This is a genomic window from Burkholderia sp. Ac-20353 (assembly GCF_017104785.1).
GTDB lineage: Bacteria > Pseudomonadota > Gammaproteobacteria > Burkholderiales > Burkholderiaceae > Burkholderia.
Map to the genome: position 1 here is coordinate 15,231 of NZ_JAAGPL010000017.1, position 18,877 is coordinate 34,107.

Annotated in this window: 12 protein-coding genes; 6 read left to right on the forward strand and 6 right to left on the reverse strand. The window is 66.6% G+C overall.

The features are described from left to right. Window positions 1-8 precede the first annotated feature (8 nt). The 4 genes from G3N94_RS08545 to G3N94_RS08560 all read left to right on the forward strand — a co-directional run bounded on the left by G3N94_RS08545 (window position 9) and on the right by G3N94_RS08560 (window position 8,124). Window positions 9-1,460 carry a bifunctional 2-methylcitrate dehydratase/aconitate hydratase gene (locus G3N94_RS08545; RefSeq protein WP_205791929.1) on the forward strand — a complete coding sequence of 484 codons (1,452 nt, stop codon included), beginning with the start codon at window positions 9-11 and terminating at the stop codon, window positions 1,458-1,460. A 52-nt stretch (window positions 1,461-1,512) separates the two neighbouring features. Next, on the forward strand, window positions 1,513-4,230 hold the full coding sequence (acnA, locus tag G3N94_RS08550; protein WP_205791931.1) for an aconitate hydratase AcnA: 2,718 nt from the start codon (window positions 1,513-1,515) through the stop codon (window positions 4,228-4,230). Window positions 4,231-4,830: 600 nt separating this feature from the next. Beyond that, window positions 4,831-6,564, forward strand: a complete 1,734-nt coding sequence (locus G3N94_RS08555) for a S53 family peptidase (protein WP_205791933.1) — start codon at window positions 4,831-4,833, stop codon at window positions 6,562-6,564. 168 nt (window positions 6,565-6,732) lie between these two features. Continuing rightward, window positions 6,733-8,124 carry an MFS transporter gene (locus G3N94_RS08560; RefSeq protein ID WP_205792020.1) on the forward strand — a complete coding sequence of 464 codons (1,392 nt, stop codon included), beginning with the start codon at window positions 6,733-6,735 and terminating at the stop codon, window positions 8,122-8,124. Between the two features lie 62 nt (window positions 8,125-8,186). Here the strand turns inward: G3N94_RS08560 and G3N94_RS08565 are convergent, their stop codons facing one another. The 6 genes from G3N94_RS08565 to fabG all read right to left on the reverse strand — a co-directional run bounded on the left by G3N94_RS08565 (window position 8,187) and on the right by fabG (window position 16,419). Then, on the reverse strand, window positions 8,187-9,092 hold the full coding sequence (locus G3N94_RS08565) for a LysR family transcriptional regulator (RefSeq protein WP_205791935.1): 906 nt from the start codon (window positions 9,090-9,092) through the stop codon (window positions 8,187-8,189). 51 nt (window positions 9,093-9,143) lie between these two features. Continuing rightward, a complete protein-coding gene (locus tag G3N94_RS08570) occupies window positions 9,144-10,562 on the reverse strand; it encodes an MFS transporter (RefSeq protein ID WP_205791937.1) in 1,419 nt (472 codons plus the stop codon). Between the two features lie 195 nt (window positions 10,563-10,757). Continuing rightward, window positions 10,758-12,734, reverse strand: a complete 1,977-nt coding sequence (gene acs, locus G3N94_RS08575; protein WP_205791939.1) for an acetate--CoA ligase — start codon at window positions 12,732-12,734, stop codon at window positions 10,758-10,760. 42 nt (window positions 12,735-12,776) lie between these two features. After that, entirely contained in the window at window positions 12,777-14,105 is a 1,329-nt protein-coding gene (locus tag G3N94_RS08580; RefSeq protein ID WP_346778669.1) for an aspartate aminotransferase family protein, read from the reverse strand. A gap of 44 nt (window positions 14,106-14,149) precedes the next feature. Then, window positions 14,150-15,583: an APC family permease gene (locus G3N94_RS08585; RefSeq protein WP_205791941.1), complete on the reverse strand. Its 1,434-nt coding sequence runs from the start codon at window positions 15,581-15,583 to the stop codon at window positions 14,150-14,152. A gap of 65 nt (window positions 15,584-15,648) precedes the next feature. Continuing rightward, entirely contained in the window at window positions 15,649-16,419 is a 771-nt protein-coding gene (gene fabG, locus G3N94_RS08590) for a 3-oxoacyl-ACP reductase FabG (RefSeq protein ID WP_346778670.1), read from the reverse strand. 258 nt (window positions 16,420-16,677) lie between these two features. Here fabG and G3N94_RS08595 point away from each other — a divergent pair, with 258 nt between their 5' ends. Both G3N94_RS08595 and G3N94_RS08600 read left to right on the forward strand, forming a co-directional pair. After that, window positions 16,678-17,679: a phosphotransferase gene (locus G3N94_RS08595; protein WP_205791943.1), complete on the forward strand. Its 1,002-nt coding sequence runs from the start codon at window positions 16,678-16,680 to the stop codon at window positions 17,677-17,679. A 64-nt stretch (window positions 17,680-17,743) separates the two neighbouring features. Beyond that, the gene (locus tag G3N94_RS08600; protein WP_205791945.1) at window positions 17,744-18,841 is read left to right on the forward strand and encodes an AraC family transcriptional regulator; all 1,098 of its coding nucleotides are present in this window, start codon (window positions 17,744-17,746) and stop codon (window positions 18,839-18,841) included. Window positions 18,842-18,877 lie beyond the last annotated feature (36 nt).

Here is an 18,877-nt window from a genome sequence, read left to right on the forward strand (position 1 = left end):
GCACCTCGATGTCCGCGCCGATCTCCAACGTCCGCCCTGCCCCGGATCCGGTACTCGTCGATATCGTCGACTACGTGCTGAATACGGGGATCGACAGCGCGCTCGCGCTGGAGACCGCGCGTCATTGCCTGATCGATACGCTCGGCTGCGGGCTCGAGGCACTGTCCTATCCGGCCTGCACCAAGCTCCTGGGCCCGGTCGTGCCGGGCACGATCGTGCCGAACGGCGCGAAGGTGCCCGGCACGTCGTTCCAGCTCGACCCGGTCCAGGCCGCGTTCGACATCGGCGCGATGATCCGCTGGCTGGACTTCAACGACACCTGGCTCGCCGCCGAATGGGGCCACCCGTCCGACAACCTGGGCGGGATCCTGGCGACGGCCGACTGGCTGTCGCGCACCGCCGTCGCCGCCGGCAAGACGCCGCTCGCGATGCGCGACGTACTGACCGCGATGATCAAGGCCCACGAGATCCAGGGCTGCATCGCGCTCGAGAATTCATTCAACCAGGTCGGGCTCGACCATGTGCTGCTCGTCAAGGTCGCGTCGACCGCCGTCGTCGGCCAGTTGCTCGACCTCACGCGCGACGAGCTGATCAACGCGGTATCGAACGCGTTCGTCGACGGCCATGCGCTGCGCACCTACCGCCACGCGCCGAACACAGGTTCGCGCAAGTCGTGGGCGGCCGGCGACGCGACGTCGCGCGCGGTGCGCGTCGCGCTGATCGCAAAGACGGGCGAAATGGGCTACCCGTCGGCGCTGAGCGCGCCGACCTGGGGTTTCTACGATGTGCTGTTCAAAGGGCAGCCGTTCCGCTTCCAGCGCCCGTACGGCACCTACGTGATGGAGAACGTGCTGTTCAAGATCGCGTTCCCCGCGGAATTCCACGCGCAGACCGCGGCCGAGGCCGCGATGCAGCTGCACGCGCAGCTCGCCGCGGCGGGGAAATCGACCGACGACATCAGCCGGATCACGATCCGCACGCACGCGGCGGCGATCCGGATCATCGACAAGCAGGGGCCGCTCGCGAACCCGGCCGATCGCGACCACTGCATCCAGTACATGGTCGCGGTGCCGCTGCTGTTCGGCCGGCTGACGGCGGCCGACTACGAGGACGCGGTCGCCGCGGACCCGCGCATCGACGCGCTGCGCGCGAAGACGGTGTGCGTCGAGGACCCGCAGTTCACGAAGGATTACCACGATCCGGACAAGCGATCGATTGCGAATGCGCTGACAATCGAGTTCGCGGACGGATCGACGCTTGCCGAAGTGGTGGTCGAGTATCCGATCGGCCACAAGCGACGCCGCACTGACGGCATCCCGCTGCTGATCGAGAAATTCAGGACCAACCTCGCCCGCCGCTTCCCGGCAAAGCAGCAACAAGCGATTCTCGACGTGTCGCTGGACCAGGCAGAGCTCGAAGCGATGCCGGTCAATGAGTACGTCGACTTGTATGTGATATAGCCGTCAGATACAGGACTCTTTGTTTCCTAGACTTGAACCCAGGAAAATCACCATGGCCCACAATCTCCACAAGACCCTCAAGGAATTCGACAGCGGTTCCGGCAAAGGCAAGTTCTACTCGCTGCCGCAACTCGGCAAGGAACTGAAGACGAAGATCGAACGCCTGCCGGTGTCGATCCGTATCGTGCTCGAGTCCGTGCTGCGCAACTACGACGGCAAGAAGATCACCGAGGAACACATCGAGCAGCTCGCGAACTGGCAGCCGACCGCGAAGCGTGTCGACGAAATCCCGTTCGTCGTGTCGCGCGTCGTGCTGCAGGACTTCACGGGCGTGCCGCTGCTCGCCGACATCGCGGCCATGCGCGGCGTCGCGAAGCGCGCGGGCAAGAACCCGAAGAAGATCGAGCCGCTGGTCCCGGTCGATCTCGTCGTCGACCACTCGGTCCAGATCGACTACTTCGCGCAGAAGGACGCGCTCGACCTGAACATGAAGCTGGAATTCCAGCGCAACAACGAGCGCTACCAGTTCATGAAGTGGGGCATGCAGGCGTTCGACACGTTCAAGGTCGTGCCGCCGGGCATCGGCATCGTCCACCAGGTGAACCTCGAGTACCTCGCGCGCGGCGTCCACAAGAAGAAGGATGCGGACGGCACCGTCTTCTACCCGGACACCCTCGTCGGCACGGACAGCCACACGACGATGATCAATGGCATCGGCGTGGTCGGCTGGGGCGTGGGTGGCATCGAGGCGGAAGCCGGCATGCTGGGCCAGCCCGTGTACTTCCTGACGCCGGACGTCGTCGGCGTCGAGCTGAAGGGTCAGCTGCGCGAAGGCGTGACGGCCACCGACCTGGTGCTGACCATCACCGAAATGCTGCGCAAGGAAAAGGTCGTCGGCAAGTTCGTCGAGTTCTTCGGTGAAGGCACGAAGTCGCTCGCGCTGCCGGACCGCGCGACGATCGCGAACATGGCGCCGGAATACGGCGCGACGATGGGCTTCTTCCCGGTCGACGAGAAGACGATCGACTACTTCAAGGGCACGGGCCGCACGAAGGCGGAAATCGCCGCGTTCGAAAACTACTTCAAGGCGCAGGACCTGTTCGGCATTCCGAAGGCCGGCGACATCGACTACTCGAAGACGCTGACGCTGGATCTCGCCACGGTCGCGCCGTCGCTGGCAGGCCCGAAGCGTCCGCAGGACCGCATCGAGATCGGCCACGTCAAGTCGACGTTCACCGACCTGTTCTCGAAGCCGGTCGCGGAAAACGGCTTCGCGAAGAAGACGGAAGACCTCGGCGCCGAGTACACGACGAGCAACGGCGTCAACGTGAAGAACGGCGACGTGCTGATCGCCGCGATCACGTCGTGCACGAACACGTCGAACCCGAGCGTGCTGCTGGCTGCCGGCCTGCTCGCGAAGAAGGCCGTCGAAGCCGGCCTGACCGTCGCGCCGCACATCAAGACGTCGCTCGCCCCGGGATCGCGCATCGTCACCGAGTACCTGACGAAGACGGGCCTGCTGCCCTACCTCGCGAAGCTCGGCTTCGAAGTCGCCGCGTACGGCTGCACGACCTGTATCGGCAACGCGGGCGACCTGACGCCGGAACTGAACGAAGCGATCACGAAGAACGACATCGTCGCGGCCGCCGTGCTGTCGGGCAACCGTAACTTCGAAGCGCGTATCCACCCGAACATCCGCGCGAACTTCCTGGCGTCGCCGCCGCTCGTCGTCGCGTACGCGATCGCCGGCAACATCACGCGCGACCTGATGACCGAGCCGGTCGGCCAGGGCAAGGGCGGCAAGGACATCTACCTCGGCGACATCTGGCCGACGAGCGACGAAATCCACGCGCTGCTCAAGTACGCGCTCGATCCGAAGAAGTTCGAGGACAACTACGCGAAGCTGACCAAGAAGGGCGACCTCTGGAGCAAGATCGAGGGCGAGACGGGTCAGGTCTATGACTGGCCGACGTCGACGTACATCGCGGAGCCGCCGTTCTTCGGCAAGGACTTCTCGATGGAACCGACCGACGAGATCGTCACGGTCAAGGGCGCGCGCGCGCTCGGCATCTTCGGCGACTCGGTCACGACCGACCACATCAGCCCGGCAGGCTCGATCAAGGAAGACTCGCCGGCAGGCAAGTGGCTGAAGGAGAACGGCGTGCAGAAGGCCGACTTCAACAGCTACGGCTCGCGCCGCGGCAACCATGACGTGATGATGCGCGGCACGTTCGCGAACGTCCGGATCAAGAACCTGATGATCCCGGCGAAGGCAGACGGCACGCGCGTCGAAGGCGGCCTGACGATCCACCAGCCGAGCGGCGAACAGCTGTCGATCTACGACGCGGCGATGAAGTACATCGACGCCGACACGCCGACCGTCGTGTTCGCAGGCGAAGAGTACGGCACGGGCTCGTCGCGCGACTGGGCCGCGAAGGGCACGCAACTGCTCGGCGTGAAGGCCGTGATCGCACGCAGCTTCGAGCGGATCCACCGTTCGAACCTGGTCGGCATGGGCGTGCTGCCGCTGCAGTTCAAGGGCGCGGACAGCATCCAGTCGCTCGGCATCACCGGCGACGAAACGTTCGACATCGAAGGCCTCGGCGACGACTTCAAGCCGCAGCAGGACGTCACGCTCGTGATCAACGGCAAGGACGGCGAAACGAAGCGCGTGCAGGTGCTGCTGCGCATCGATACGCCGATCGAAGTCGATTACTACAAGCATGGTGGTATCCTGCCGTTCGTGCTGCGCTCGCTGCTCGCAGCGTAAGCGCTCCGCTTTTGCAGGTGCCGCACCGCTTCGGCGGCTGCGGCCGATTTGGAAGCCCGGTCTCGTACCGGGCTTTTTTTTCGACTGCGCAGTCAGTCGAGCGTTTACTCTAATTCGCGGGCCGCCCGCGTTCGCCGAAAGCCACCCGAAAGACTGTGTTCCACAGTTCGGAACAACCCGGTGGCAACCGCCCCTTTTTTCATCCGCCTGCGTCGACGCGCAGCCCGATCGGCACACTGCCCGCGCCAGGTTGACCACATAGTGCGATCCCGCACGCCGCGACAGCCGCCAGACGCTTGCGCACGCGCCGCACTACACACGCCGACACCACGACGGTTCCCGTGCAACGACAGACGCTGCGCATGCCACGGCGGCAGATGCGCATCGCAGTGCTGCAACCGACGCCGCGCGAACCGGTTCCGTTCGTCGCCCGCACCGGCGCGGCTTGCGCCGCATCGGGGGCCGCGCCCTTGTCAGAACTGACAGCTATGGAAACTGGCAGCTACCTGAAACGTGCCGGCATCCCTACGCTCGTCTGCGCTCGCGGCCCCACAAGGGCCGGGGTTCCAACCACGTCGTCTCTCCTCAAAAGGACTCCCGATGAAACGGAACGCCTGGTTTGCCCTTCCCCTCCCGTCACCCCGCCGCCTCGCCTGTGCGTGGCCGCTCGTGCTTGCCGCCGGCACGGCGCACGCCGCGACGGACTGGGTGGACACCCACACGAAGGCCTTTCTGACCGGCCCGCAACTGATGGCGCGCAGCGCGGCGCCGTCGCTCGAGCTCGCAGCAGGCGAGACGACCGACATTGTCGTCAGCCTGAAGCTGCGCAACGCTGCGCAGCTCAAGCAGCTTGCCCGCGACGTGAACCGTCCCGGCAACGCGCGGTACCACAAGTTCCTGACGCGCGAGCAGTTCCTCGCCGACTACGCGCCGAACGACGCGCAGGTGAAAGCGGTCGTCGACTATCTGCGCAAGAGCGGTTTCATCAACATCGACGTCGCGCCGAACCGGCTGCTCGTGTCCGCGCGTGGCACGGCCGGCACGATCAAGACCGCGTTCAACACGCCGCTCGTGCACTTCGAGTACGCGGGCCGCTCGGGCTTCGCGAATGCCGCGACCGCACAGGTGCCGCGCGCGCTCGGCGACGTCGTCGGCTCGGTGCTCGGGCTGCAGGACGTCGCGCGCGCCCGGCCGCTGCTGCGTGTCGGCAACGTCGCGAAACCGCGAGCGCTCGCGGCGGGCACCGCGACCGGCCACTATCCAAAGGAATTCCCGGGCCTCTACAACGCAACCGGCGTGCCGACCGCGGCCGGCGTGACGGTCGGCATCATGACGATCGGCGGCGTCGCGCAGACGCTGCAGGACCTGAAGACCTTCACGTCGAGCAACGGCTACGGTGCGGTGTCGACGCAGACGGTCAAGACCAACGGCACCGGCGGCAACTACACCGACGACCAGGAAGGCCAGGGCGAATGGGATCTCGACAGCCAGTCGATCGTCGGCGCGGCGGGCGGACAGGTCGGCAAGCTCGTGTTCTACATGGCGGACCTGAACGCGGCCGGCAACACGGGGCTCACACAGGCGTTCAACCGCGCGGTGTCGGACAACGTCGCGAAAGTGATCAACGTGTCGCTCGGCTGGTGCGAGACCGACGCATCCGCCGACGGCACGCTCGACGCCGAGGAGCAGATCTTCACGACGGCGGCCGCACAAGGCCAGACGTTCTCGGTGTCGTCCGGCGACGAAGGCGTGTACGAATGCAACAACCGCGGCTATCCGGACGGCGCGAACTACACGGTGTCGTGGCCGGCATCGTCGCCGCACGTGCTCGCGATCGGCGGCACGACGCTCTATACGACGTCCGCGGGCGCGTTCTCGAACGAGACGGTGTGGAACGAAGGTCTCGACAGCAATGGCAAGCTTTGGGCGACGGGCGGCGGCATCAGCACGATCCTGCCAGCGCCGTCGTGGCAGTCGGGCAGCAACCGGCAGTTGCCGGACGTGTCGTTCGATGCCGCGCAGAGCACCGGCGCGTATATCTACAACTACGGCCAGCTGCAGCAGATCGGCGGCACGAGCCTCGCCGCGCCGATCTTCTCGGGCTTCTGGGCGCGGCTCCTCGCGGCCAACGGCACGGGCCTCGGCTTCCCCGCCGGCAACCTGTACCGCGCGATTCCGGTGAACCCGGCGCTCGTCCGCTATGACGTCGTGTCGGGCAACAACGGCTACCAGGGCTACGGCTATACGGCCGGCCGGGGCTGGGACTACACGACCGGCTTCGGCAGCCTGAACATCGCGAACCTCAACCAGCTGATCCGCTCGGGCGGCTTCTGAGCGATGCATGACGGCCGGTGCGCGGCGGGCTGGATGCCGCGCACCGGCCAGTCGGCGCGCATCGCCCACCATTATCCACCGAGTGAATACAGACATCACAAACATCCATTGGATTCATTTTCACGCAGGTGCGAAAGTGTGCGTTCACCAAACCTGCGATGGCCCGCGATGTCCACTACCGATCTGCAGCCCCTCAGTGCCTCTCTTCAGGATGGCTTACCAACACGACAACGGGTGGCGGCGCTGCTCGCCATTTCACTCGCGGTAGCGATGGCCAGCCTAGATACGGCCATTACCAATACCGCGCTCCCGACCATCGCCACCAGCATCGACTCCGATCCTTCGTCGGTGATATGGGTGGTCAATGCGTATCAGCTTGCAATGGTCGCAACGCTGCTTCCGTTTGCATCCCTTGGCGAGATAGTCGGGCACCGGCGCGTCTATATCGCGGGGCTTGTGCTGTTCACCGCGAGCTCGCTCGCGTGCGGCGTCGCGTGGTCCCTTCCCACGCTCGCAACCGCGCGCGCGTTCCAGGGCGTCGGCGCCGCCGCCATCATGAGCGTGAATACCGCGCTCATCCGCTTCTCCTATCCCGCGAGGTTGCTTGGGCGCGGCGTCGGATTGAACGCGCTCGTCGTCGCCGTCTCTTTCACCGTGGGGCCGACCGTCGCATCGGCGATCCTGTCCATTGCGTCGTGGCACGCGCTGTTTCTGATCAATGTCCCTGTCGGTGTGCTGGCCATCGCTTTGGCGGTCCGCACGTTGCCGATAACCGACCGCGCGCGGCATCGCTTTGACGTGATCGCCGCGCTGCTATGCGCGGGCTTCTTCGCACTGCTGATACTCGGGCTGGACACGGCCTCTCATCACGGCATTTCGATACCCGTCGCGGTCGAATGGACCGTCGCGGCCATGTGCGGCTACGCGCTGCTTCGACGTCACGCGCATCACCCCGCTCCGATGCTGGCGGCCGATCTGTTCCGGCGCCCTGTCTTCGTGCTGTCCGCCGCCACGTCGGTTTGCTCGTTTGCGACGCAAGGCCTCGCGTTCGTGTCGCTGCCGTTTTTCCTGCAAGTCGGCCTCGGAAACAGCCAGGTTGCGACAGGCTTCCTCATGACGCCCTGGCCGGCCGTCGTGGCGATCATGGCGCCCGTTGCCGGACGTCTGGCCGATCGATACTCCGCGGGCACGCTCGGCACCATCGGCCTCTTCACGTTGTGCGTTGGCATGGCATCGTTGGCCACGCTGCCGCCGACGCCCGCGACGATCGACATTGCGTGGCGAATGGTGGTGTGCGGCGCCGGATTCGGCTTTTTTCAGGCACCCAATCTCAAGGCGCTGATGGGAAGCGCACCGCCCGAACGCAGCGGCGGCGCCAGCGGCGTCGTCGCCACGGCACGCCTGCTCGGACAGACGCTGGGCGCCGCGCTGGTCGCGCTGTGCTTCAACGTCTGCGGCGCCCATGGCCCGGTCGTCGCGTTGTGGGTCGGCAGTGCGTTTGCGCTGATGGGCACGATGGTCAGTTGCCTTCGACAACTGCCGCGCTGGCGGCACGTGTGACGCACCATTCGTTGAATTTCCGTCGCCTGCCGTCGCGATGAACGATGGAACCGGCCGGCGTGTTACGCGAGCCGGCGGACCGCTGTGCGAATTTTCTCCCTCAGCCACGCTTGCGCCGGCGCGCTATCGTGGCGCCGATGCCAGTACATCGACCAATGAAAGCCCGTCGACGAAAACGGGAGCTCCTTGAGCACCAATCCGTCTTCCGCGAAGCATCGGGCCATGCGTGCAGACATCACCGCAATCATCGACGAACGACGCAGCAGGTGCGGGACAACCAGCCAGTGCGGGACATTCAGCGCCACGTTCCGCACCCGCTGCATGTCGGCCAGCATCGCGTCGACGTAACGGCCATCGGTCGAACTCATCGACACCTTGAGATGCGGCAACGCGAGAAACAATTCCATCGTCATCTCGTCGGCGGCATGCGGGTGGCCTTGCGCCAGCACACACACCATGCGGTCGTCGAACAACGGCGTCGATCGCACCGCGCTCGTATGCTCAAGATCCATGCTCACCGCGACGTCGATATCGTCGGCATCGAGCGCGATCACGGTCTGACGCGGCGGTACATGCACCACGTCGAGCGTCACGCCGGGCGCTTCCTGTTCGAGTTGCTCCAGCAACGCCGGCATCAACAGATACTCGAGCACGTCCGACATTCTGAGCCGATAGTGCTGCGTCGTCGTCGCCGGATCGAACGAACTGCTGGACTTGACGAGCCGCTCCGCCTGGCGAAGCAGCTGTCTCAGCGGCTCTTCCAGTTCCAGCGCGCGCGGTGTCGGCTCCATACCCGATGCGTTGCGTATCAACAGCTCGTCACGCATCAGCACGCGCAAACGCCGCAGCGCGCTGCTCATCGCGGACTGACTCAACCCGACCTTCGCCGCGGCACGCGTCACATGCTTTTCGGTCAGCAATGCATCGAGCACGACGAGCAGGTTCAGATCAACGCTACGTAGGTTCATAAGTCGTCACGAATCAGGTTTGCAGTTCAGTGTCGCGCCCGCACAGTCGCACTACTTCGTCACGCAATCCGCCTCGCATTCCGACATGGCCGGCACGCCGGCCCGGTGCGACGGCGCGAACAGCCGCAGCCCGCTTGCGATACTCGCGGCCCCCGCGAAACCCGCGCCAAGCATCAGCGCCAGCGTCGGCCCGTGGCGCCCGGCGATCCCGAACGACAGCGCGACCAGCGCCGCGCCTGTCGCCTGCCCGATCAGCCGTGCGGTCGCGACGATCCCGCTCGCGCCGCCGCTGCGCTCGGGCGGCGCGCTCGTCATCAGCGCCTTCAGGTTGGGCGACTGGAAGAAGCCGAAACCCGCGCCGCACAGCATCATCCGCCAGCCGATGTCGAACACGTTTGGCGCCGCCGGCAGCGCGGCGAGCGACACCATGCCCGCGCTCAGCAACGCGAGCCCGATCGCGCCGAGCAGTCCCGGCGGGTAACGATCCGACAGCCGTCCCGCGATCGGCGCCGCAAGCGCGACGATCACCGACCACGGTGTCATCAGGAATCCCGTTTCGACCACGCTGCGATGCTGGACAGTTTCGAAATAGAACGGCAGCGACACGAACGCAAGCCCCTGCGCGGCAAACGCGCAACCGGCGGTCAGCGCGGACAGCGCGAACACGGGCCGCCTGAACAGGTCGACCGGCAGCATCGGTGCCGGGTGCCCGGCCTGGCGGCGGACCAGCAGCCAGCCGAACCCGAGCGCGACGGCGGCCGCCGCGAGCACGACGTGCAGCGGCGCACGCTGCGCGAATTCGCCGAGCGCGAAGATCAGTGCCGCGAACGTGACCACGTTGAACAGCGCGGCGAACGGATCGAACGCATGGCGGCCGCGTGCCGTCGGCGGCAGCGACGGGATCGCGACCGCGAGCGCGCATACGCCGAGCGGCACGTTCACCGCAAACAGCCACGGCCACGTGGCCACCGACAGGATCAGCGATGCGATCGTCGGCCCCACCGCGAACGACACGCCGACGACGAGCGAGTTGAATCCGACGCCGCGCCCGAGTCGATGCGCGGGAAACAGGTTGCGGATCAGCGCGACGTTGACGCTCATGACCGCGCTCGCGCCAAAGCCCTGCACGACCCGGGCGGCGGTGAGGAGCGGCAGCGTGGACGCGCGCGAGCAGCCGAGCGACGCCAGCGTGAACACCGCGAGGCCCGCGACGTACACGCGCTTGTGGCCGACGATGTCGCCGAGCGACGCGAACGGCAGCAGCGTCGCGACCATCGCGAGCTGGTATGCGTTGATGATCCACACGGACGCGGCGGGCGACGCATGCAGGTCGGCGGCGATCGCGGGCAGCGCGGTGTTCGCGATCGCCGTGTCGAGCGTCGCGAGCGCGACGCCAAGCAGCACGGCGGCCATCGCGCGCCAGTTGACGGCCGGCTCCATGGCGCCGGCGCTAGGTGCGAATTCGGACAAGACGGGACTCGGCTGACGAGCGACGCGCGGGGTCGCGGCGTCTTGGGTTGACCGGCGCGGGCGGCGTGCGTCTCGAGACGTACAACCGGGGCGCACGCCGCCGCGTCCGCCATTGTTGCAGAGCCGCATCGAACGTGCAGGCCGCCGCCTCATCAGTCAGAAAAACGAAAGCTTGCGTGTCGCCGTGCGTCCCGCTCAGGCCACGGCGCCGAGCTGCGTCAGGATCGCGGGATTTTCCAGCGTCGACGTATCCTGCGTGATCGGTTCGTCGTTCGCTAGCGCGCGCAGCAGGCGCCTCATGATCTTGCCGGAGCGCGTCTTCGGCAGGTTGTCGCCGAAGCGGATCTCGCGCGGCTTCGCGATCGGGCCAATCTCGCTTGCAACCCATGCGCGCAGCGCGTGCGCGAGCGCCGCCGCGACTTCCCCGTGCGGCCGGCCGGACTTGGTCACGACGAATGCGACGATCGCCTCGCCGGTCAGCTCGTCGACACGGCCCACCACGGCGGCCTCGGCGACGTCCGGATGCGCGACCAGCGCCGACTCGATCGTCATCGTGCCGAGGCGGTGGCCCGACACGTTGAGCACGTCATCGATCCGGCCCGTGATCGTGAAGTAGCCAGTATCGGCATCGCGAACCGCGCCGTCCCCGGCGAGATACAGCGCGCCGCCAAGCTCGGCCGGAAAATAGGTGCGGCGAAAGCGCTCGCGGTCGCCCCACACGGTACGCAGCATCGACGGCCACGGGCGCGTGACGACGAGCGAGCCGCCCTGCCCGTTCGGCACCTCGCGCCCGGCCTCGTCCACGATCGCCGCGTGGATGCCCGGCAGCGGCAGCGTGCACGATCCCGCGACGAGCGGCGTCGCGCCCGGCAGCGGCGCGATCAGCTGGCCGCCGGTTTCGGTTTGCCACCATGTATCGACGACAGCACAGCGACCGCCGCCGACCGCTTCGTCATACCACTTCCATACGTGCGGATTGATCGGTTCGCCGGCCGTGCCGATCACGCGCAGGCTGCGCAGGTCGAACTGCGCCGGATGGGTCGCGGGATTTTCGTGTGCGCCCTTGATCAGCGCGCGGATCGCGGTCGGCGCGGTGTAGAAGATCGACACCCGGTGGCGCTCGATCATCCGCCAGAAACGCCCCGGATCGGGATACAGCGGCACGCCCTCGTACACGACCTGCGTCGCGCCGCACAGCAGCGGTCCGTACGCGATGTAGGTGTGGCCGGTGATCCAGCCGATGTCGGCGGTGCACCAGACGATATCGTCCGGCTTCAGGTCGAAGGTCCAGTACATCGTCTGCGCGGCCCACATCAGGTAGCCGCCGGTCGCATGCTGCACCCCTTTCGGCTTGCCGGTCGAGCCCGACGTGTAGAGCACGAACAGCGGATGCTCGGCGTCGACCCACTCCGGCTCGCAATGCGGCGGCTGGTCGGCGATCGCGTCGTGCAGCCAGACGTCGCGCGGCGGATGCCACGCGATCGCGGCGCCGGTGCGCCGGTACACGATCACGCGCCGTATCGCGTCGCACTGGCCGAGCGCCAGCGCGTCGTCCACGATCTGCTTGAGCGGCAGCGCCTTGCCGCCGCGCATCTGCTCGTCGGCCGTGATCAGCACGACCGCGCCGAGATCGGCAATCCGCTCGTTCAGCGATTTCGCCGAGAAGCCGCCGAACACGACCGAATGGATCGCACCGATCCGCGTGCATGCGTGAATCGCGACGATCGCCTCGATCGACATCGGCAGATAGATCACCACGCGGTCGCCCTTGCGCACACCGTCGGCCTTCAGCGCATTCGCGAGCCTGCACACGCGGGCGAGCAGGTTCGCATAGCTGACGGTCGTGACGGCCCCGTCGTCGGACTCGAACACGATCGCGGCGCGCTCGCCTTGGACGCGTGCGACGTGCCGGTCGAGACAGTTGTGCGACGCGTTCAGTTCGCCGTCGTCGAACCAGCGATAGAACGGCGCATCCGAATCGTCCAGCGTGCGCGTAAACGGCTTGTGCCAATCGAGCATCGCACGGGCGCGGCGCGCCCAGAATCCCTCGTAATCGCGCTCGGCTTCGGCCGCGAGCGCGCGATACGCGTCCATGCCCGCGACGTTCGCGGTTGCGGCAAGTCGCGCCGGCAGCGTGTCGGGATGCGCGTGATGCGGGTCAAGTGTGGACATGCGGGTGTCTCCGTGTGGTTGTCAGCGAATGGCCGTGCAGGTTCAACGATCGGCCAGCAAGGCTTCGGTCGCGAGCAGCAGCAGATCGCAGTGCTCGGCGGAGAACGGCAGCGGCGGGCGGATCTTCAGCACGTTGCCCGACGCACCGCACGTGCTGATCAGAATGCGGCGCCTGCGCAGGCCGTTCACGATCCGCAGCGCCTCGGCCGCGTCGGGCGCGCCGCCCCGTTGCGGATCGACGCATTCGACGGCGACATACAGGCCCGCACCGCGCACGTCGCCGATCGAGCGGTACGCGCCCTTCAGGCGCTCGAAGCCCTCCTTCAGATACCGGCCGACCCGGGCCGCGCGTTCGATCAGCCGCTCGTTCTCGATCACGTCGAGAACGGCGGCGGCAGCCGCGCAGCACACCGTATTGCCGCCGAACGTGTTGAAGTAGCCCGAGCGCGACGCGAACGACGCCAGCACGTCCGGCCGCGCGACGACGGCGGCGATCGGCATGCCGTTGCCCATCGGCTTGCCCATCACGACGAGGTCGGGGGTGATGCCGTGACGGCCGAATCCCCACATGCCCGCGCCGGTGCGGCCAAAGCCCGGCTGAACCTCGTCGGCGATGTACACGCCGCCCGCGCGCGTCACGACGTCGACGGCCGCCTGCAGGAAGCCCGGCGGGTCGGGAAACAGGCCGTCGCTGGAAAAGACCGAATCCGCGATCATGCCGGCGAAGCGGATGCCGTGGCGGGCCATGTCGGCGATCGCCTGCTCGACGTGCGACGCGAAAGCCGCGGCAACGTCCGGCGCGCCGCGGTAACCGTCCGGCGCCGGCACGGTGCGCACGTGCTCGCCCAGCGGCACGCCGGGACCGAAAGCCGGCGTGATCTCGGCAACCGCGGTCGAATGGCCGTGATACGCGAAGCGCGTGACGATGAAGCCCGTACCTCCCGTGTGATAGCGGGCGATGCGCATCGCGAGATCGACACTCTCGGTGCCGCTGCTCGTGAACAGGACCTGCGACAACGGCTCGGGAAACGTGCCGAGCAGGCGCTCGGCATACGCATACACGACTTCCGACAGGTAGCGCGTGTGGGTATTCAGGCACGCCGCCTGTCGCGCGATCGCGTCGACGACGTGCGGATGGCAGTGGCCGACCGACGGCACGTTGTTGTAAGCGTCAAGGTACTCGCGGCCTTCGTGATCGTACAGCCACACGCCGTTCGCGCGCACGATGTGGACCGGCTCCTCGTAGAAGAGCGGCACGGCGCTGCCGAACACCTTGCTGCGCCGCTCGATCAGCCCGTGCACCGTCGGATCGATCCCGCGTCGCGACGCGGGATCGAAGGCGTTCAGCGCGAGCATGTTGTCTGCATACACGATCGTTCTCCTGAATTAATTCAAACGGATGGGTGCCGCATCGCCTACAGATCGAGGCTCGGCGGAAGCTGGCGGAAGCCGCGCGTCTTGATCAGCAGGTAGCCGATGCCGGCGACGAGCCACGTGGTGCCGATGATTTGCGCGAGCGAATCCATGTTGATCCACACGTAGACGATCACCACGAAGCCGACGAGCGGCATCAGCAGATAGCGCACGTGCTGTGCGCCGGCCGGCTTCGCGCGCACGAGCGTGCCGATCGCGCTCGTCAGCTCGCCGTCGCGCCGCACGTAGTACAGCCAGATCACCGCGAGGTTCAGCGCCGCGAACGCGAACATCGCCCCGTAGTTGACGAGATTGGACAGCGTGTCCATGTTCGCGAGGTTGCCGAGGATGAATTCGATCGCGCAGATGAGCAGGATGCTCCAGTGCGGCGTGCGCCAGCGCCGGTTGACCTTCGCGAAGATCGCCTTCGGCAGCAGCGTGTCGCGGCCCATGCCGAACAGCAGCCGCGCGCCGGCCGCCGTCGCGACAATGTTGAACACGCCGAGCTCGGTCAGGTAGCCAGCCGTGAAGAACAGGCCGAACCCTTCTCCGCCGGTCATGCGTGACACCTGGAACAGTGTCGTGTTGACCCAGGTTTCGTTGCCGATGTGCTGCCGCCAGTCGGGAATCACCAGCATCGCCACGTAGCCGCATGCGAACATCGTCAGCGTGCCGATGCCGATGCACCAGTAGATCGCGCGCGGAATGTCGCGCTTCGGCCGCCGGGTTTCCTCGGCGAGCGTCGTGATCGCGTCGAAGCCGAGGAAGCTGAAGATCGCGAGCGACGTCGCCGCCGCGAGGCTCGACATGCTGTCGAACTGGAACGGCGACGTGCTCAGCAGCGTACCGGTGCCGACGTGATGCACGAGCACTGCGCGCCCCCATACCAGGATCGACAGCCACACCACGAATTCGCCGAGCGCCAGCAGCCACAAACCGAGGCGGGACATCAGCTGCACTCCGAACAGGTTGATCATCCCGGTTCCGACCGAGAACACGCCGAGCAGCATCCAGTACGGCACGTGCGGAAGATACTGCTGCGCGAAATACGCGGAGCTCGACGCAGTGACCGTCGGAATGAGGATGTAGTCGAGCGTCAGCACCCAGCCTGCCAGGAACCCGAGATACGGGTTCCAGCCGCGCCCGACGTAGCTGTAGACGGACCCCGCCAGCGGGAAATTGCGCACCATCACTGCGTAGCTGAACGCGGTGAACAGCATCGCGATGCCAGCCAGCAGGTAAGGCAGCGCGACCGTGCCGCCGGACAGCTTCAGCAGGATGCCGAAGATGATCGCCGGCGCGATCGGCACCATGTAGTTCAGCCCGAACGCGGTCAACTGCCACACGTTCATCGTGCGCTCGAGTTCCTGCACGTAGCCGTACTTCGATACGTCGTGCTCGGCGTCGGCCGGCATCGAATCGACAGGTAGATGCATCGTCGTCTCCCCGAAGGGGCGCGCGGGCGGGCCGCCTGCGCGCAGGTGGATGAGTGGTGGCGGGCCTACAGTGCGTCGATGCTCTCCGGCAGCGTCTGCCCACCGTCGACGACGAGCGTCTGCCCGGTGATGAAGGACGCCTCGCGCGACGCGAGGAAGAGCGCGGCCCAGCCGATGTCGTGGACGGTACCGAGACGCTTGAGCGGAATCGACCGGGTCATCTGCTCGAGATACCCGGGGCCCATCTCTCTCAGCCCCTCGGTCATCACGTTGCCCGGCAGCACTGCATTGATCGTGATGCCGTCGCGCGCGAGCTCGAGCGCGGCCGAGCGCATGAAGCCGAGCTGCGCGGCCTTGCTGGCCGCATAGTGGGCCCAGCCCGGGTAGCCCGTGACAGGGCCGGTGATCGACGAGGTCAGGATCACGCGCCCCGCTTCGGCGCGCCTCAGCCACGGCAGGCACGCCTGCACGGCGAACAGCGAGCCGCGCGCGTTGACGTTGAGCACGTGATCCCATGCGTGCGCGTCGATGTCTTCCAGCGCCGCACTCGGAAACACGCCGGCGTTCGCGCACAGCACGTCGATGCCGCCGTACTGCTCGACAACACCGCGCGCCATCTCGTCCAGCGACGCACGATCGCCGACGTCGGCGACGAACGGCGCGGCATCGCCGCCGGCGGCGACGAGTCCGTCCGCACAGGCCCGGGCGGCGTCCGGCGAGCGAGCGACGACGGCAACACGCGCGCCGCTGCGGGCAAATACGTCGGCAATCCCCTTGCCGATTCCCCGGCTTGCGCCGGTCACGATCACGACCTTTCCACGCATTGGACTCAACACGGCAGACTCCTCCTTGAACGTTGTGTCATCTTGCGGCCGTGCATCGGGATTCGGTTTGACACGCCGATACAGTTGCTTGATCGGCCGTGACGGCAAGGGTCAACCCCGATCCCGCCGTCTCACGGGCGGCTGCGGCGCGATACCGCGGGTTCACCCTGAGCGGCGTTGCCGCGTCCGGTCAACGCATTGCGTGTTGCGGTCAAACGGTTTGCGGGGAGCCCGCGTGAAGATGGACGCCTCTTCCACCCGGAGTCCGACATGACCGCTCGTACCGATCCCGATTACCGGCAGTTCATCCGCCAACTGTCCGACCTGGCCCGTCTGGCGCTTCCCCGCTACGGAATCGAAAGCGACGCGCGCATCGATCTGCTCAGCCACTCCGAGAACACGGTGTTCAAGATTTCCGACCCGCGCACGCTCACGCGCACGGTGATGCGCATTCATCGGCCGAACTATCAGACGCGCAACGCCATCCAGACCGAACTCGACTGGATGCGGGCGCTCAACGAGGCCGGCATCGGAACGCCGCAGGCGGTGCCCGCGCTGGACGGTTCGCTGCTTCAGGAGGTCACGCACGCAACGGTCGGCACACGCGCGCTCGCGGTGTTCCGCTGGATCGACGGCGACTTCCCCGACGAACACCACCTCGACGCGTCGCAACGCTACCTCGGCCAGCTGAGCGCGCGGATGCACGCGCAATCGAAGGCATGGTCGCGCCCCGCCTATTTCGAACGGATCGTCTGGGACGATGCCGGCACGATCGGGCCGCACGCGCACTGGGGCCGTTGGCAGGATGCGCCCGGGCTCACCAGCGTGCGTCGCGCGGTGCTTGCACGAACCGAGACGCTACTGCGAGAACGTCTCGACGCCTTCGGCAGGACACCCGATCGCTTCGGGCTGATTCACGCGGACATGCGGATCGCGAATCTGCTGGTGGATGGCGACGATACCCACGTGATCGATTTCGACGACTGCGGAATCGGCTGGTTTCTGCACGACATGGCGTCGACCCTCAGCTTCATCGAACACCGCCCCGGCATCGAGCGGCTGATGGACGCGTGGGCGGAAGGTTATTGCGAAGCCGGATCGCTGTCGGACGCCGAACGCGACGAATTCCCGACGTTCCTGATGCAACGTCGCCTGCAACTGCTCGCATGGATGGGTTCGCATCACGAAACCGACCTGGCCCGCAGCCTCGGCGACGGCTGGGTTGCAGCGACCGCGGAACTGGGCGCGAACTACCTCAGGAGGATGGGTTGATGACCGGAAATTGTCGGGATAGGATGCGTCACGTCTCGACGCCCGACCTGGACTGGAAGGAAGCATGCGTTCTACGTTCGTCCGCCCGTCTGCTTCATTGCGCCCGTCCGCGGCGGCCGATGCCGGCATCCTGTCCGCTGCGGCCACGGGCCTCGTGCGCTTCATCGAATGCGAAGGCGGCGATCCCGACCGCGTGCTCGGCATCTCGGGAGCGGACGGCGTCGCCCTCGGACAACCGTCGGCATGCCTCACGCTCGGGCTGTACTGCCGGATCCTGGAGCAGGCCGCCTCAGAAACCGGCGACGGCAATTTCGGTCTCCGATACGGTCAGCAGTTCGAGCCGACGCATCTCGGGCTGCTTGGCTATGTCGCGCTGTCGTCGCCGACGGTCGGCGATGCGCTGCGCAATATCAGCGCGCTGTTCCACCATCATCAGCAGAATTCGTTGCTGCGGGTCGTCGCGCACGGCGACCTGAGCCGCGTCGAGTACCAGATCCGCGAGCAGAAGATCGTCATGCGCCGGCAGGATGCCGAGCTGTCGCTCGGCATGTTCTTCAATATCCTGCGGCATGCGCTCGGCCAGCACTGGTCACCCGAATGCGTGCACTTCGAGCACGACCGCCCGGAATCCTGGCGCGATCATGAGCGCTGCTTCGGCGCGCCTGCCGCGTTCACGCAACCCTGCAACGCGCTGGTGCTGCGCAGCGCCGATCTCGCGCGACCGATGCCGGGCGCCGACGAGCATCTGCTCGCACTCGTGCGACACAATCTCGCGCAACTGGGCCTGCCCGGCCGGCAGGCCGAGTCGCTCGTCGAACGCACGCAGGCCGCGATCCGCCAGCGCCTCGCGGACGGCGAACCGACGCTCGACGACATCGCGCAAGCGCTCAATCTTCCGAGCTGGACGCTGCAGCGGCGGCTGCGCATCGAAGGCTGCAATTACCAGGAGGTGCTGCTCGGCGTGCGCCGTCAGATGGCGATCGACTATCTGCGCGATCCGGCAATCCAGATTTCCGAGCTGGCTTTCCTGCTCGGCTATTCGGAAATCAGCGCGTTCTCGCGCGCGTTCCATCGTTGGCTGAACATGTCGCCGAGCGAGTGGCGCCGCGGCTACCTGGCCTCTGTTCCGGCCGCCTGGCCATCCGCCACGGATCGCGAATGACGCGTGCGTCGCTCGCGTAGCGACACCGAAGCCGCG